Source organism: Rheinheimera sp. 4Y26 (assembly GCF_025245835.1).
Taxonomy (GTDB): Bacteria; Pseudomonadota; Gammaproteobacteria; order Enterobacterales; family Alteromonadaceae; genus Pararheinheimera.
Genome location: NZ_JAOBWS010000010.1, coordinates 161315 through 177955, shown reverse-complemented (window position 1 = coordinate 177955; position 16641 = coordinate 161315). Strand labels below are relative to the sequence as shown.

The following is a 16641-nucleotide window of genomic DNA, read 5'->3' as shown; positions in this document are numbered from 1 at the left end:
CCTCAGTAGCTCAGCCGGTTAGAGCGGCGGACTGTTAATCCGTAGGTCGTTGGTTCGAGTCCAACCTGGGGAGCCACTGTAGTTTACAACAAGTTATTTCAGTTCCTCAGTAGCTCAGCCGGTTAGAGCGGCGGACTGTTAATCCGTAGGTCGTTGGTTCGAGTCCAACCTGGGGAGCCACCTAAAGTATCAATATTTTTATCTTCTTTATAAATTCCCACTTTCTTTGTGGTATTTCGCTGCATTCACCTCTTTAATCTGCCAACCGGCGTAAAGTCTGTTTATTTCACTGCAATTTTTTGTTTTAATTGAACTTATAGGACTTTTTAGTTCCTGTTCATTCAGGATGCCGTCTATAGTTGAGTTGATCCCTGCGAAAATTGGAAAGTGCGCCGCTATGAAAATGTTACGGACCCTGCTTGTTGCCCAATTTGTCTGCGTACTACTGCTGCTTGCCATAGTGTTAAGTGCACTGGTGACGACAGAACAACAACATGTCAAAGAAAGTTATGACCGCCAGAAAATAGCTTTAACGCAGCTGCTGAAAAATTTTGTTGGCGAAGATTATAAAACCCTGGTGCAGCAAATCCGCGCCAGCACTAATCCGCAAATGCTGCAGCTAAGCAAACTGGACGGCACTGTGTTGCATGAACACAATAATGCCAGCAGCGGTTCTGCCCTGCTGGAACAAATTTTCAGCCTGACCGGTATCGAACAAAAAGCTGCGGTGATTAAAAACGACGAACACCAGTTACAACTGCAATTTATTCCGGATTTTGACCGCTCTAACGCCGTATTCCTGCAAGCGTTCTGGATGACGTTACTGGCACCGTTATTTTTATGTTTATTACCAGCCATACTGACGCCACTGTTATTAAAAGCACAACTGCGTAAAGTCAGTTACAACATCAGTCATGCTATTGAACGTTTTATGCGCGACCCGGCGGCTGAGCTGCAAACGCAGGATTTAACCGATGAATTTGAAGATGTGGCACTGTCACTGAACAAATTTTCTGAGTTTAGCCAGCAACAGTTTAACGAAATGTCACAAACTGCCAAACAGGTGACAGAAGACGCCTTTCGTGACTCTATTACCGGCCTGCCGAACCGCAACCGTTTTGTGCAATTTTATGAAGAACATCTGCGCGAAGGCAGTGAAAAAGATTTTGGTATTTTTGCCATTACCCGTTGTACTGAACTGCAAAATATCAACCAGAGCCGTGGTTTTCAGGAAGGCGACAAATACATTCTGTCTGTCAGTGAATTGATCCAAAAAGTAGCCGCCAGCTATCGTGATCATAAAGTATACCGGCTGAACAGCTCCGATTTTGCCATTATGCTGCCGCGCGTTACTTTGAAAGACGCGGAAAACTTTGCCACTCAGCTGCAAAGCCGCTTAAACGAATACCAAAAAATTGCTGAGCTGGATTCGGTGGCTTATACCGGCCTGGTCAGCTACGAAACCGGCAAACCGCTGGGTGAAATTCTGGCTGTTGCCGACACCTCCATCAGCCTGGCGCAAACCAAACAAAGCAACAGCTGGCATGTGCAAAAAGACAGTGCAGTGGGTGAAATTGGCATTGGCGGTTATGGCAATCAGAACTGGCGAAATGTCATTGACGATGTGCTGGACAACAGCCGTATTTCGTTGTTGTTACAAACAGTGCAGCCGTCGAACCGTTCGTCAAAAACCTATTCAGAAATTCTGGTGCGCTTTAAAACCATTGAAGATCAGATTTTACCCACAGCGTCCTTTTTAGCCATGGCAGAAAAGCTGGATAAAATTATCGCAGTCGACCGGCTGATTATCGAAACTGCGCTCACCACCATTAAAAACCGCAATATGCAGGATCAGTATTTTGGTCTGAACTTATCACCCCGTTGTGTGCATGATGATCAGTTTGTAATTTGGCTGGAACGCCGGTTACTCAAAGATGCCTCCATTGCCAGCAAACTGGTGTTTGAAGTCAGCGAATATGGCCTGCAGCAAAATTTAAAAACCAGTAAAAGATTTATCGACATGCTGCACCGCTGCGGCTGCCGTTTAACGGTGGAAAAATTTGGCGTGGGTATTACCTCCTTTAAATTCTTCCGTGATTTAAAACCCGACTTTGTCAAAATGGACGGCAGTTATACCCGCCATATTGATGAAGATAAAAACAATCAATACTTTATGCGGCTGATGATCGACCTCGCCCACCGCATTGGTGTTGGTGTGCTGGCCGAAAGTGTCGAGTCGCAGGAAGAAAAACATATGCTGGAATCGTTATTTATTGACGGCACCCAGGGCTATTACATCGGCAAACCGGCGCCGCTCTGAGCGCCTTGCCGTAAATTTAAGCAAACAACAAACAACCTTGTTTTCTGTCGGGTTGTTTGCTGCTTTTAAAGACCGCATAATAGCGCACCCAAAATAACAGGCCCGTGCCAGCCCGGTTTTATTGATGACACTGCGCCCGTCTGACCACCAGATGATGATGTGATGATGACTGAATTTCTGCTTTTACTCGTCAGTACAATACTGGTCAATAATTTTGTACTGGTAAAATTTCTTGGCCTTTGCCCTTTTATGGGCGTGTCAAACAAACTCGATACCGCAATTGGCATGTGTCTGGCCACCACTTTTGTACTGACGCTGGCGTCTTTGTGCAGTTATCTGGTGGACAGTTATATTCTGGCGCCACTGGATCTTGGCTATTTACGCACTTTAAGTTTTATTCTGGTGATTGCCGTTGTAGTGCAATTTACCGAAATGGTAGTGCATAAAACCAGCCCTGCTTTATACCGCTTGCTGGGGATTTTCCTGCCGCTGATTACCACCAACTGCGCCGTGTTGGGCGTGGCGCTGTTAAATGTAAAAGCCAATCACGGTCTGCTGGGTTCTGTCGTTTATGGTTTTGGTGCCGCTGTCGGTTTTTCGCTGGTACTGGTGCTCTTTGCTGCCATGCGCGAGCGCCTTGCCAGCGCCGACGTTCCTGTTGTGTTTAAAGGTGCCGCCATTGGTCTTATCACCGCAGGCCTGATGTCGCTGGCATTTATGGGTTTTACCGGTCTGGTGAAGGTGTAACCATGTCGATTGTGATCGCCCTTGGCGCCATTACGCTGCTTGCGCTGATTTTTGGCGCAGTGCTGGGTTACGCCGCTATTAAATTTAAAGTGGAAGCTGATCCGCTGGTGGATCAAATTGACGATATCCTGCCGCAAACCCAGTGTGGCCAGTGTGGCTACCCGGGCTGCCGTCCTTATGCAGAAGCTATTGCCAATGGCGATGCCATTAATAAATGCCCGCCCGGTGGCGATGCCACTATTAAAAAGCTGGCCGATTTGATGGGCGTAGCCGCTACACCGCTCGACAGCAGTCAGACGCCGGCCATCAAAAGAGTGGCTTATATCCGCGAAGATGAATGTATTGGTTGTACCAAATGTATTCAGGCCTGCCCGGTAGACGCCATAGTGGGCGCATCCAAACAAATGCACACTGTGATAGTGGATGAATGTACCGGCTGCGATCTCTGTGTTGAGCCTTGCCCGGTGAACTGTATTGATATGGTGCCGCTGCCGGGCACAGTGGAACGCTGGAAATGGGATTTACAGGCCATACCTGTACGGGTGATAGACGCCAATCCGGTGAGCAAAAATCTGGTGGAGACAAACTAAGTGCCGTCCTTGTTTCAGCAAATTAAAGCAGGCAAGTTGTGGGATTTTCATGGTGGTATTCACCCACCGGCCCGCAAAGACTACACCAGTCAAAAACCTATTGGCCGTTTGTCATTACCTGAACGTTTATATGTGCCGCTGCGCCAGCATATTGGTGTAGCCGGTGCTTTATTGGTAAAAACCGGCCAACGTGTGCTCAAAGGTCAGGCGCTGACCGCCGCTGACAGCGCCATGGCAGTGCCTGTGCATGCGCCAACTTCGGGCATCGTTTTAGCCATTGAACCTCATATAGCGGCGCACCCTTCTGCATTGCCCGAGCCTTGTGTGGTGATTGAACCGGATGGCCTGGAAGAGTGGCGGCCGCGTCATGGCCTGAACTTACTGGAATCGGACAAAGCGCTGTTACTTAAACGTATCCAGCAGGCCGGTATTGCCGGTATGGGCGGCGCCGGTTTTCCAACCCATCTGAAAAGTGGTGGTGCAGCCGGTGTTGATTATCTGATCATCAACGCCGTGGAGTGTGAACCTTATATCAGTGCCGATGATGTACTGATGCAGGAGTACGCCACTACTATTGTCAAAGGCATTGATATTTTATGTCAGCTGTTAAGCCCGGCTGCAGTGCTGATTGGCATTGAAGATGACAAACCCGATGCCATTGCAGCCATGCAGGCCGCCTGTAGCCAGCGCGAGCAGTATCTGGTGCGGGTGGTACCGGCCAAATATCCGTCCGGCGGTGAAAAACAGCTGATCCAGCTGCTCACCAGTAAAGAAGTGCCTGCTGGCCGCAGGCCGCTCGACATTGGCATTGTGATGCAAAACGTAGGTACTGCTTTTGCCATAGCGCAGGCAGTGCTGGAAGATATACCGCTGATTTCGCGTATTGTTACAGTGACAGGTGACAGCCTGAGCCAGCCACAAAATATGCATGCGTTGATTGGCACGCCGGTCGGCGCGCTGCTGGACGCCTGTGGTTTTATACCACAGCCCGAGCAAAGAGTGATTATGGGCGGGCCTATGATGGGCTTTACCCTGCCCTCCTTGTCGGTGCCACTGGTGAAAACCACCAACTGTATTCTGGCGCCAACCCAACAGGAGTTACCATCGGCAGGCCCGGAAATGGACTGTATCCGCTGTGGCGCCTGTGCCGAAGTTTGCCCTGCCACTTTGTTGCCACAGCAACTGCTCTGGTACAGCAAAGCCAAAGATCAGGACAAACTCAAAGAATATAACCTGGCCGACTGTATTGAATGTGGCGCCTGTGCTTATGTCTGCCCAAGCGAAATTCCGCTGGTGCATTATTACCGTATTGCCAAAGCCGAAATTCGTGAACAAAGCCGTGATGAGCTCAAAGCCGAACAGGCTAAAGCCAGGTTTGAAGCGCGCAACGAGCGGCTGGAAAAAGAAAAACAAGAGCGCGCAGCGCGCAATCAGGCATTAGCGGCGCAGCGTCAGCAAATGCTGGATGCCCAGCAAAAACAACAGGAAATTGCCGCTGCGGCAGAGCGGGTAGCCAGCAGCCATCCTGCGCAGCAGCCACTGTCCAAAGAACAGATTATCGCCGAGCGCGAACGTAAAAAAGCCGAAGCTCGCGCTTACCAGGCCGCTAAAGAGCAACAGGTGGCTCAAGCCACAGCTCAAACTCACGCCACTGCCGAACTGAGCGATACGCCAGTTGGCGATGCCAGAGCAGCTGCTGTTGCCGCAGCTATTGCCCGTGCCAAAGCCAAAAAGGCCACAACTGAAGCTGCAGAACAGCCTGGCGCAGTGCCTTTGACAAACACAGATCCAAGGCCGGATGCAAGGGCCGAAGCCGGTGATGAGCGCGCCGCTGCTGTGGCTGCCGCTATTGCCCGTGCCAAAGCGAAAAAAGCCGCAACCGCAGCAGTAGCAGCTGACACTGAGCCCGCAACAAAACGGACTGCTGCCGATACGACGGCTGAACCAGTTGCACCAGCTGAAGATCCAAGAGCTGCGGCAGTAGCTGCCGCTATTGCCCGCGCCAAAGCGAAAAAAGCCGCAGCTGCTGGTGCCGATGCAAGTGCAGGTGCTGCTGTTGTGCCAGCCGAACAAGCGCCTGCAACACAAGAGGTGCCAGCACAAGCTGTCGCAACAGCTGAAGATCCAAGAGCTGCAGCTGTCGCCGCCGCTATCGCCCGTGCCAAAGCGAAAAAAGCCGCACAAGCGGCAGGCGACAATGCAGCACCAGGCACTTTGCCTCAGCCTGACGCTTTACCAGAGCCGGAGCCAAAAGATACAGAAACAGATTCTGAGCCAGCGAGCAGCACAACAACTTCGGCCGAAGATTCGTCTACCCAGAGCAGTGCAGTACCGGGTGATAAAGAACAAGCCAAAAAAGCGGCATTAACTGCGGCCATAGCCCGTGCCAAAGCGAGGCAACAGTCGGAAAATATCGCGGCAACAGAAAGTGCAACCGCTCTTGTCTCACCGCCAGAAAACAGCCAGCTGGATGCCAAAAAAGCGGCTATTGCTGCCGCCATAGCCAGAGCAAAGGCCAGACAACAAGCCGCTACAGACCAGAACAATTCCGAGGATGAGGCATGAGTTTCAGAATAGCCAGTTCGCCGCATAACCACAGCCAGCAGCAAACCCATGTGCTGATGCGCAAAGTGGTACTGGCCTGTATTCCGGGTATTGCGGCCCAGTGTTATTTTTTTGGTTTTGGCGTATTGCTCCAGTTATTGCTTGCCATCAGCACTGCGCTGGCCAGTGAAGCACTGATCCTGTACTGGCGGGGTAAACCTGTACTGGTGCGGCTCAAAGACAACAGCGCTTTACTGACAGCCGTGTTGCTGGCTGTGGCCATCCCGCCTTTTGCGCCCTGGTGGATCATAGTGCTGGGCACTGCCTTTGCCATTATTGTGGTGAAGCAGCTGTATGGCGGTTTGGGCCATAATTTATTTAATCCGGCCATGGCGGCTTATGTGTTGCTGCTGGTTTCCTTTCCGCAGCAAATGACCAGTTGGTTGCCGCCACAAAGTTTACAGGCACAGCAACAACATGTGCTCGATCCGGTATGCACCGTCTTTACCAACTTCAGCTGTGCCGGTTACAGCATGACGCAACTAAAAACCGATGCCGACGGCATGACGATGGCGACACCACTGGACACTTTAAAAACCGATTTAGCCGCAGGTCGCACCGTAACCGAAAGCCAGCAACATAAAATTTTTGCAGCTATTGGCGGCATTGGCTGGAACTGGGTGAATCTGGCGTTTTTAGCCGGTGGGCTTTGGTTATTGCAGCAAAAAATTATTCAGTGGCGTATTCCTGCTGCACTTTTGGGCAGCCTCGCGCTTTGTAGTTTACTGGCTTATCTGATAGATGCTGATCGCAACGGCAGCCCGCTGTTTCATTTGTTTTCCGGCGGCACTATGCTGGCGGCTTTTTTTATTGCCACAGATCCGGTGTCGGCCTCGACCACTGAGCGCGGCCGGCTGATTTACGGCGCCTTAATTGGCCTGCTGATTTTTCTGATCCGCCGTTTTGGCGGTTACCCGGACGCCGTTGCTTTTGCCGTGATGCTGGCCAATCTGGCTGTACCTTTAATTGATTATTACACCAGACCCAGAACCTATGGTCACAGACCCAATTCCCACAAACATAAGGGAGTGCACTGATGCTGAGGTTTGTCAGTAAGAATGCGCTGCTGCTTGGCACTGCGGCAGCTATTTGTGTGGCTTTGGTCAGCAGCATTAACCAGCTGACGGCACCTGAAATTGCCCGTCAGACTGAACTGGAAAAATTAAGGTTAATTCAGGAAGTGTTGCCGCCTGGCGCGGCAGCCCCAGAGCTGCTGCAAGACTGTGTGGTGCAGCGCCTGCCAGAAGTGTTTTTTCAAGCGGAAGCCAAAATGTATCGCTGGCGCTCTGCAGCCCAGACGCCGGCATTTGTGGTGGAAACCACAGCGCCGGATGGTTATAGCGGCAATATTCAGCTGTTGGCGGCCATCGACTTACAGGGCACAGTGCTGGCCGTTCGGGTGTTAAATCATAAAGAAACACCAGGTCTTGGCGATAAAATAGAAACCCGCAAAAGTGACTGGATCCACAGTCTGGCGCAGCAACAAATACAGGGTGCAGACGATAAAAGATTTGCCGTTAAAAAAGATGGGGGTCAGTTTGACCAGTTTGCCGGTGCCACTATTACCCCAAGAGCGCTGATAGCTGCCGTTAAACGCACCGCTTTGTATTTAAAACAACATCCTGAACTGATGTCGCAGCCATCTGACTGTCACATCCAGGGGCAATGAGGTTTTGATGAATCAATATCAGGAAATAGCCCGGCAGGGTCTTTGGCAAAATAACCCGGGGCTGGTGCAGTTGCTGGGTTTGTGTCCATTGCTCGCCACCAGCTCTACGCTGACCAATGCTTTAGGTTTAGGGCTTGCCACTGTGCTGGTGCTGATGAGCACTAACTTTGTGGTGTCGCTGATTCGCCATCAGGTGCCGAACGAAATCCGTATTCCGGTATTTGTCATGGTGATAGCCGCTGTGGTGACCGCTATAGAGCAGCTGATGCATGCTTATACCTATGCACTTTATCAATCGCTTGGCATTTTTATTCCGCTGATTGTCACCAACTGTATTGTGATTGGTCGTGCTGAAGCTTTTGCCTCTAAAAATGCCATTTTACCGGCCACTGTGGATGGCCTGATGATGGGACTGGGTTTTACCGCTGTACTGGCATCCTTGGGCGCTGTGCGCGAAGTGCTGGGCCAGGGCACCTTATTTGACGGCGCAGATGCACTGCTCGGCAGCTGGGCCACTGTGCTCAGAGTAGAGCTGTACCAGAGTGACAGCCACTTTTTACTGGCCATACTGCCACCAGGAGCCTTTTTAGTGCTCGGCTGTTTAATTGCCGCCAAAAATGCCATTGATTTACGGCAGAAGAAAAAGCAGCAACAGGTCAAAACTATTACCCGCGCCAGAGTGACCCACAGCGCCGGTGCTGAAAGTGCGGCCGGTGGCAACTGACAAACCGGTTACACTGCGCTGATGTTTAAAGCCATTAAAAACCTCAGCGTCCGGCAGATCACAGACTGCGTGGCGCAAAACACGCAGTACAGCCTTTGCAGAGCCTCTGATGAATAAAGAAAAACGTATTGCAATTTTAACCCGATTGCGCGATGCCAATCCCAAACCAACCACTGAGCTGGAATACAGCTCCCCTTTTGAGCTGTTAATCGCCGTATTGTTGTCGGCGCAGGCCACAGATGTGGGCGTGAATAAAGCCACCCGCAAGCTGTACGCCGTGGCCAACACACCAGCAGCCATGCTCGAACTTGGGTTGGACGGCGTGAAAGACTATGTCAAAACCATTGGCCTTTTTAATACCAAAGCGGAAAACATTATCAAAACCTGCCGCATTTTGCTGGAGCAACATGGCGGTGAGGTACCGGAAAACCGCGAAGCTTTGGAAGCCTTACCAGGTGTTGGCCGCAAAACCGCCAACGTGGTGCTGAACACCGCTTTTGGCTGGCCCACTATCGCGGTGGACACCCATATTTTCCGGGTCAGCAACAGAATGAATTTTGCACCCGGCAAAAATGTCGATGAAGTAGAACAAAAACTACTGAAAGTGGTACCGGGTGAATTTAAGCTCGATGTACATCACTGGCTGATTTTGCATGGCCGCTACACCTGCACAGCACGTAAACCCAAATGTGGTAGCTGCCTGGTGGAAGACTTATGCGAATTTAAAGACAAAACCGAATAGGAGCATCAAATGCGGATTTTACACACCATGCTGCGGGTCACTGATTTACAGCGTTCTATCGCTTTTTACACCGAAGTGCTGGGTATGAAACTGCTGCGTCAGTCCGACAATCCGGAATATAAATACACCCTGGCTTTTGTTGGTTACAGCGATGAAAAAGATGGTGCAGTGCTGGAGCTGACCTACAACTATGGCGTGACTCAGTATGAAGCTGGCACTGCTTTTGGCCATATTGCACTGGAAGTGGAGGATGTGTACAAAGCCTGTGACGATATTCGCGCGCGTGGTGGTGTGATCAGCCGTGAACCCGGCCCGGTGAAAGGCGGCAGCACTGAAATTGCTTTTGTGCGCGATCCGGACAACTATGCCATTGAACTGATCCAGAAAAAGGCAAACTACCAGACATTATAATCCGGCCCTTCGGCTTTACCTGCATCAGTCTGCGTCAGGCGCAGACTGATGTCATCAGCACTTTGCGGTTTGGCGTAATAAAACCCCTGCTGATAATGACAACCCAGTTGTTGTAAAAACGCCGCCTGCTCCTTGGTCTCTACCCCTTCTGCCACCAGTTTTAATTGCAAACTCTGCCCCATCGCCACTATGGCCCGTACCAGATGTTCGTGACGCTCGCCGTCAAACATCGCCTGCACAAAAGAGCGGTCTATTTTCAGACTATGCAGCGCAAAACGGCTTAAATAACTCAAAGAGCTGTAACCGGTGCCAAAATCATCCAGCGAAATCAACACGCCAAGCTGCGCCAGCTGTCTCATCACAGCACGGCTTTCGCCGGAATCATCCAGCAGCACCCTTTCGGTAATTTCCAGCTCCAGCTGGCAAGGTTGCAGCTGATAAAACGCCAGTAACCCGGTGAGCCTTGGCACAAACTGTTGATTGTCCAGTTGCAGCGCAGAAATATTGATGCTGAGCGTCAGCTGTTTTTTGCATTGTTGCTGCCATTTGGCAAGCTGGGCACAACCCTGCGCCAATACCCAGTCACCCAGTTCAACAATATAACCACTGTCTTCCGCCACCGGAATAAAACGGTCCGGGCTCACCAGCCCCAGCTTGCTGCTATGCCAGCGCAACAAGGCTTCCATTTTGACAAAGCCGGCTTTGCCACTTTGCACTATCGGCTGATAAAACAGCTGCAGTTCGTTGCGGCTAATGGCTTGTTTTAATTCATTATCCAGCTGCAACAATTGCCTGGAGCGCTCCAGCATCGGCTCGCTGAAAAAGGCAAAACTATGCCTGCCCTGCTGTTTGGCGCTGTACATGGCAATATCGGCTTTTTTAATCAGTGTATCGCTGCTGTCGCCATCCTGCGGCGCCAGACTGATGCCGATGCTGCAGCTAAGCAGCACCTGCAAATCATTGAGCACAAACACAGGTTCAAACATGGCCCGCAGCGCCGCCAGCGGTTGTTGTAACTGCTCGGAAGCAGCAACATCGGGCTGTAGCGGCCATAACATGGCAAATTCATCACCACTAAAACGCGCCAGCATTAAAGGGGCAAAACGGGCTTGCAGCCGCTCTGCCACCTTCTGCAGCAAGCTGTCCCCAAGCTGAGGGCCAAAGTTGTCGTTGATGCGTTTAAAATGGTCGATGTCGAGCAACAACAAGGCGTGCGGCCGCTGCTGCTGTAATAGTTTATCCAGCTCATCGGCCAGTGCATTGCGGTTCATCAGCCCTGTGATGCGATCGGTCGCTGCCGCTTTAAGCAGCTCACGCTGCTGGGCTTTGCGTTCGGAAATATCCAGAAGCTGCACCAGGCAATACAGCTGGCCATATTCAGAATAAGGCGAACTGATAAATTCAGCTTCCAGCAGATTGCCGTTACACAAAGTCACTACAGCTTCATCAATATAAGGCGCTTTGCTCCCAGGCTCAGTCAGCCTGGCGAAAAACGCATCCGCCATCAGCTGGCTTAATCTTGGTAACACCCGGGTGACACTCTGGCCTTCAATGTCAGCACGGCTGGAAAAACCAAGTAACATTGCGCCTTTATCATTGGCCCGCACTATAGTGCCGGCTTTATCCCGCACAAAAAAACCGTGGCTTAAACTGTCGATAATGGCGCTGTAACGCCTTTTAGACTGCACCAACAGCAAATAGACAAATCCAAGCAAACAAGCAATTTTGGCAACAGAGGCCAGTGCCATCACCAGATTCACCTGCAGCTCAAATGCCACCGCAAAAGGCATCACCACCGTCATCAGGCTGCGTATCCAGAAAATCACCGCCAACCCCCGATACTCAGGTAACCTTTGCCATAGCCAATAACCACCGGCAGCAAAAATCACTGTCATCACAAAATAATGCAACAAGGCCGTGACCGACACGGCAGAGGCAAAAGGATCAGCCACTTCCACACTCAGGCGCAGCAACAAAGCCAGCACCAGAAAAAGTCCCAGCTCACGGCGCCAGGAGGTTAGCTGATAAGCCACCACCCAACGGCTGCCAAACCAATAACCACACCAGCCGCCAAAAGCCAGTAAGGTCATTAATTCGTGTTTTAACCAGGGAAACGGCAAAGCTGCGGCAGGCAGATACCAGAATAAAATCAGCAGCGATAAACTGAGGTGTCCCAGCCCCCAGAACAGGGCGTGGCGGTCGCGGCGCTGCAGCATAAATAAAAACAACAGCAGGAAACCAAACAGCAGGTCAACCACAAAGGATACCAGTACCATATCTTTCATCAGTAATAGTTCCTCTGCGCGAAATATTCAGGTGCTGACTGGCGGCGCGCCTGATACAAGACAAAGCGCAATTGCTTGATATTCTAGCTAATATTCAATAAAAGCGGCAGTTTTGTCTGCTGCAGCCAATAAAAATATCCGGCTCCCACAGCAAAACCGCCAACACAGCAACAGGATAACAATCTCAAGGTAAAAACAGGGTAAATAAACTGGCAACAGGATGATAAAACCTCAGCCTTTTGTATTTAACCAGCAAAAGGCTGCAGATAAACAAATTACACGCCGATCCGGTTTATTTCACCTCAATCCAGACTTTTTCGTTCAGAGACATTGCCAGATTATTGTCGTAATAAGCAGCTTCATTAATAAAAGTCGGATAGACCACATCTTGGCCGTCGTAACAGAGCTCGCTGCCATCAAATAAGGTAAAAAGCGGCTGCCCGGGCACTATCGGCTGGTAATCGCGGTCCTGAATATTTTTATGCACCATACCAAGACGCTCGCCAGCGGCATTGAGCGGCAGCTTGATGCTATGTAAATACCGGAAAGCTTCGACCCGCTCCGGCAGAGCCGGCAAAGAGTTATTGTTGTAATGCTCAATAAAATCAAGAATATGCTGTGTCATTTCATGCATTTGTTCCAGCACATCCTGACGCAACACAGACTGTGGCTGTGGCCCGACTTCCACAATAACGCCATAAGTGCCGACTGTGCATAACAGCGCATGATCTTCTGCGGCAAAGTGGTCTTCATCTCTGGAAATAATGGCTTCTGGCATTTTCAGTTTGATGTAACCGGCCAGCAAATTATAAATACGGCCTGGCTGAGTCAGAATAAGGCAAGGCCCCATATTGCTGGTGGTATTGTGTAAATCGATAATAAAGTCGGTTTTTGCCGACCCTTTGGGGCCAAGCTCAGCGTTGATCACTTTGGCCCGGCTTTGTTCGTAATTACAACGACTTGGGTCAGCTAAATCGGCAGTTTTAAACTGGCGGTTTAAATCGCTGTCCAGATATCTTTTATTAGCCTGATGTGCCATTGGATTGGCAAACAAGGTACGGCAGGAAAAGCTTGGTCTTTGCATCAATGCAGGCTCGGCGTTATAACGGCGCTGCAAATAAATACCTGAAAATTCATTACCATGGGTACCGCCAACAATAGCGACAGTGCGGATAACCGGGTTTGGAGCTGTGCTCATACAGACCTCATCAAGATAAAATAACCAATGCAGCTCTGAAGCGGCGAAGAGGCCGTTATTATGCCCGAGCCGGCTGGCACTTTGAATAAAAAACAGATATTCATGCAGAATATATAGATATTCATTAGCGAACAACCCATCCGGGGCAGAATGATGGCAAGCTATGATGTGTGATATCAGGCTGCTCAGCCAGAGCCCTGTCAAAGCTAACGCAGAATTATTGCTCGCAGTGTTACATCAAGACAAAACTGTAGCTCAGAACCTGATACAGGCGGCCTAAGCGCGCAAAAAATATCGGATTGGAGGTGAAAAGGCAGCAATGATTTAAGCAGCAGGCCGTTGTTGTTCAATCACACGGCATGGGATCATTTGTACAGATAAAGTACGGTTTAACAGATCCTGGGCAGAACTGGTGCATTTGCCACATTGACTGCCCACACCCAAACATTGTTTCAGCTCGCGCATCGAGCACAAACCTTCGGCAACTTTTTGTTTGATGGTTTTATCAGTCACTGCTTTACAGACACAAACGTACATAACAGCTCCGCTCTTACCCAAGCTCAGAAAAACGCGGCCATGGTAATCTAATTAAGAACAATTATCAATAGCGGAATCATCAATAACGCTGAAAATTTCAACAATACCACAGCAGCGATAAAGCTATTCCAGTTAGCGGGAGCATCATCTAAAAGGTTATGGCGGTAGATTTTGCGACAATATTTGCGAACATAACCACAAGCGCAGCACAACAAGTTAAAAAACAACAATCAACAGCTGGCCAGCATAGCCACCGCAGGCTTCAGCCTGATCCGGAAAACAAAAAGCCGGCATCAGGCCGGCTTTGGTATTTTGCAAACACAGCTTAGTGGCTGTTATCTTCCTGCATCACTTCCAGCAGGGTTTCCTGCAATTCAGATGGCGGCACTACAATGCCTGGCTCATCGGCATGCGGGAAAATGGCAACCGACAGCTCGTCACCTTCTAAACCTGCAGTCCATTTGTCCAGCCAGGTGCTGATATCCACCGCCTGCGCCTGACAGTTGGCCCAATCACCTTCAATCCATAACTGGGCAATTTCAGCGTGTGGCCATACCGGAATACAACGTTCGTCTTCAGCAGTCACCAGCACAAAGCCTTCGTCGTCGGTCAGGATCCAGATTTTTTCCAGATCGGCCACTGCGTTAATAAAATATTCGTAGCGCTGTTCGGCATCAAGTTGCGTGACTTTTTTGATTTCGTCAGCTGTCAGGGTGTATTCCATAAAATTACCTTTTTATCGCAAATTAAACATCATGACCGATATGATGAACCAAAGTCGGCTTTTCGCCTAGCGCTTTTATTCAAGCGCCGTTTGCAGCCTTAACAGCTAAGGCTTCAGCCTGACAGGCACCTGCTGATAACAAATATCCAGCGCACCATTGCCTTTATGGTGGAAAAAGCTGGCAGCTCGCTCCCTGCTTTGTTGAAGCCGCTGTTGAAACTCTGGGCTGCTGGTGTCCAGCCACTGCAACTGCAGTTGTGCTTCAGGTTTCAGATCAGAGCCCAGAGTCATACTGACAATACGGCTTCGGCCTTGCTGTTTGGCAATAATGCCGCCTGCGCTTGCTTCACCTCTTTTGATCAGATTGAGCCATGGCCCGCCCCAAATCACTTTGGCCACTATCGACATATTCCGATCCAGATGCCGGGGTGCCTGGCCCTGCATCAGTGCAAAATCTGTGGTGGCACTATTGGCATCTTCACTGCGCGCCATATTTATCACGTTCGGACAATGGATCAGCCACTCTTGCCCTTCGCCCCGGCCGAGGGCAAAACCATGGCGAAAACCGGTTTGACTGGCCAGCAAATCCGGTTGTTGTACCAGGGTAAAAGCATCGCTTGGGCGCACCGGCCAGCTAAATTCTGCCTGAAGTTTGGGCCAGTCGGTTTTCACAGCTGATGGGTGTTTTTCCCCTTCCATCAAGCCGGCTTGCAGCACAAACTGATCAATGACCCGGTAAAACTCCAGGCCATTATAAAAACCGGACTGCACCAACTGTTTAAAAGCAGCAGTATTTTTGGGGGTAAATTCAGTGGCAAGCTTGAGTACCACAGTGGCCTGTGCCACAGAACTTTGCCCTGGAGTCGCCTGAGCAAGGCTGCCCTGCTCCAGCTGCAAATACACCAGCTCCTGCTGCGGAATATCCAGCCAGCCATCCTTTAACGGCTCAGTTGCTAAAACCGGCGTCGAGATCCCCCCCGATAAAACCGCTGCTGATAACAGCTTAAAACCCAATCTGTTGTTTAACATCACCTGTATTTCCCTGTTGTGTCTGTTTTTGTTGTTACTGTTCTTGTGTCGCTGTTCTTGTGAAGCTATGACATGAGCACTCCAGACTGGACTTTTGCAGCTTGTTTTTCAGCCTGTTTAACCTTTTGGCAGCAGCTGATCCGCCAGCAGCAATAACAGCGCATAACGGCTACCTTTGGCCAGCAGTACCAGCGGCACAAACAACCATAATTTCATCCGCATCACACCGGCCACTATGGTAAGGGGATCGCCCACCACTGGCACCCAGCTTAATAATAATGACGCTGAGCCCCAACGCTGATACCAGCGCTGTGCTTTTGCCAGCTGCTCTGCATCCACCGGAAACCAGCGTTTATGCGAAAATCGCAGCAACTGTGAGCCCAGCCACCAGTTCAGACAGGAGCCGCTGACATTGCCAAAAGTAGCAATAGCCCAAAGCATCAGAGGGTTATACCCCTGCCACCATAAGGCTCCCAGCACTATTTCCGAGCTGCCCGGCAACACAGTGGCCGAGCTAAAGGCACTGAATAGCAGCCCTAACCAGGGCCAGACCGCGGTATTCATCGGGAAAAACCTGCCTGGTATTCAGTTACCAGAGAATCAGTTACCACAGTTTCACGACCAAACGCAGCCAGAAACACCAGAGCACCACACAACTAAGCAAAAACAGATTAAACCGCATCCGTACATGATTGGAGGTGATATGCACCACAGTGTGCAATAACCGCAGCGCCACAAAAAGCGCCGCCAGTAACACAAACACCAAATCTGCCAGGCCAAAATGCAGGGTAAATAACACGGCAAAAATAAATAACATCGGCATCTGGAACTGATTATCAAAGTTGCGGCTGGCGGTGATCACACTTTCGTTAGCGCCGGCTAAATCCATAGTGCGAAAGGCGGAATGATGAATTTCTTTATTGCGTGCAGCTGCAAAACGACGCCGCCCCATAATCACCATCACGATGCTTATCAGCAGCACCTGCGCCGCCACTGTTAACACCAAAAATTTGTCCATATTCAGCTCCTTGCTGCAATCAAACCGAAACTGCAGAGTAAAA

16 protein-coding genes and 1 tRNA gene are annotated in these 16641 nt (G+C 50.2%); 10 read left to right on the top strand and 7 right to left on the bottom strand.

Annotated elements, in window-relative coordinates:
- Nucleotides 1-103 precede the first annotated feature (103 nt).
- The 10 genes from N3Z11_RS13760 to gloA all read left to right on the top strand — a co-directional run bounded on the left by N3Z11_RS13760 (nucleotide 104) and on the right by gloA (nucleotide 9807).
- Nucleotides 104-180, top strand: a tRNA-Asn gene (locus N3Z11_RS13760).
- Between the two features lie 217 nt (nucleotides 181-397).
- On the top strand, nucleotides 398-2320 hold the full coding sequence (locus N3Z11_RS13755) for an EAL domain-containing protein (RefSeq protein WP_260657766.1): 1923 nt from the start codon (nucleotides 398-400) through the stop codon (nucleotides 2318-2320).
- 165 nt (nucleotides 2321-2485) lie between these two features.
- Nucleotides 2486-3067 (top strand): electron transport complex subunit RsxA, encoded by a 582-nt coding sequence (rsxA, locus tag N3Z11_RS13750; RefSeq protein WP_260657765.1) that lies wholly within the window; start codon nucleotides 2486-2488, stop codon nucleotides 3065-3067.
- A 2-nt stretch (nucleotides 3068-3069) separates the two neighbouring features.
- Nucleotides 3070-3657 carry an electron transport complex subunit RsxB gene (rsxB, locus tag N3Z11_RS13745; RefSeq protein WP_260657764.1) on the top strand — a complete coding sequence of 196 codons (588 nt, stop codon included), beginning with the start codon at nucleotides 3070-3072 and terminating at the stop codon, nucleotides 3655-3657.
- Complete coding sequence (gene rsxC, locus N3Z11_RS13740) at nucleotides 3658-6222, top strand: electron transport complex subunit RsxC (RefSeq protein ID WP_260657763.1); 2565 nt, start codon at nucleotides 3658-3660, stop codon at nucleotides 6220-6222.
- A complete protein-coding gene (gene rsxD, locus N3Z11_RS13735; protein WP_260657762.1) occupies nucleotides 6219-7298 on the top strand; it encodes an electron transport complex subunit RsxD in 1080 nt (359 codons plus the stop codon). The genes rsxC and rsxD overlap by 4 nt, the downstream gene beginning before the upstream one ends.
- Nucleotides 7298-7930: an electron transport complex subunit RsxG gene (rsxG, locus tag N3Z11_RS13730; RefSeq protein ID WP_260657761.1), complete on the top strand. Its 633-nt coding sequence runs from the start codon at nucleotides 7298-7300 to the stop codon at nucleotides 7928-7930. Before rsxD ends, rsxG begins: the two co-directional genes overlap by 1 nt.
- Before the next feature lie 7 nt (nucleotides 7931-7937).
- Nucleotides 7938-8654 (top strand): electron transport complex subunit E, encoded by a 717-nt coding sequence (locus N3Z11_RS13725; protein WP_260657760.1) that lies wholly within the window; start codon nucleotides 7938-7940, stop codon nucleotides 8652-8654.
- A gap of 109 nt (nucleotides 8655-8763) precedes the next feature.
- Complete coding sequence (nth, locus tag N3Z11_RS13720; protein ID WP_260657759.1) at nucleotides 8764-9396, top strand: endonuclease III; 633 nt, start codon at nucleotides 8764-8766, stop codon at nucleotides 9394-9396.
- 9 nt (nucleotides 9397-9405) lie between these two features.
- Entirely contained in the window at nucleotides 9406-9807 is a 402-nt protein-coding gene (gloA, locus tag N3Z11_RS13715) for a lactoylglutathione lyase (protein WP_260657758.1), read from the top strand.
- Here gloA and N3Z11_RS13710 read toward each other — a convergent pair.
- From N3Z11_RS13710 to N3Z11_RS13680, 7 genes are all read right to left on the bottom strand, one after another.
- Entirely contained in the window at nucleotides 9792-12092 is a 2301-nt protein-coding gene (locus tag N3Z11_RS13710) for a putative bifunctional diguanylate cyclase/phosphodiesterase (RefSeq protein ID WP_260657757.1), read from the bottom strand. The two genes, gloA and N3Z11_RS13710, sit on opposite strands and share 16 nt — an antisense overlap.
- A 292-nt stretch (nucleotides 12093-12384) precedes the next feature.
- Complete coding sequence (locus N3Z11_RS13705) at nucleotides 12385-13290, bottom strand: aspartoacylase (RefSeq protein WP_260657756.1); 906 nt, start codon at nucleotides 13288-13290, stop codon at nucleotides 12385-12387.
- A 324-nt stretch (nucleotides 13291-13614) separates the two neighbouring features.
- Nucleotides 13615-13827 (bottom strand): (2Fe-2S)-binding protein, encoded by a 213-nt coding sequence (locus N3Z11_RS13700; RefSeq protein WP_260657755.1) that lies wholly within the window; start codon nucleotides 13825-13827, stop codon nucleotides 13615-13617.
- Between the two features lie 325 nt (nucleotides 13828-14152).
- Nucleotides 14153-14551, bottom strand: a complete 399-nt coding sequence (locus N3Z11_RS13695) for a DUF2750 domain-containing protein (RefSeq protein ID WP_260657754.1) — start codon at nucleotides 14549-14551, stop codon at nucleotides 14153-14155.
- Nucleotides 14552-14656: 105 nt separating this feature from the next.
- Nucleotides 14657-15580 (bottom strand): peptidylprolyl isomerase, encoded by a 924-nt coding sequence (locus N3Z11_RS13690; RefSeq protein ID WP_260657772.1) that lies wholly within the window; start codon nucleotides 15578-15580, stop codon nucleotides 14657-14659.
- A 117-nt stretch (nucleotides 15581-15697) separates the two neighbouring features.
- The gene (locus N3Z11_RS13685; RefSeq protein WP_260657753.1) at nucleotides 15698-16144 is read right to left on the bottom strand and encodes a YqaA family protein; all 447 of its coding nucleotides are present in this window, start codon (nucleotides 16142-16144) and stop codon (nucleotides 15698-15700) included.
- Nucleotides 16145-16184: 40 nt separating this feature from the next.
- The gene (locus N3Z11_RS13680) at nucleotides 16185-16598 is read right to left on the bottom strand and encodes an MAPEG family protein (RefSeq protein ID WP_260657752.1); all 414 of its coding nucleotides are present in this window, start codon (nucleotides 16596-16598) and stop codon (nucleotides 16185-16187) included.
- Nucleotides 16599-16641 lie beyond the last annotated feature (43 nt).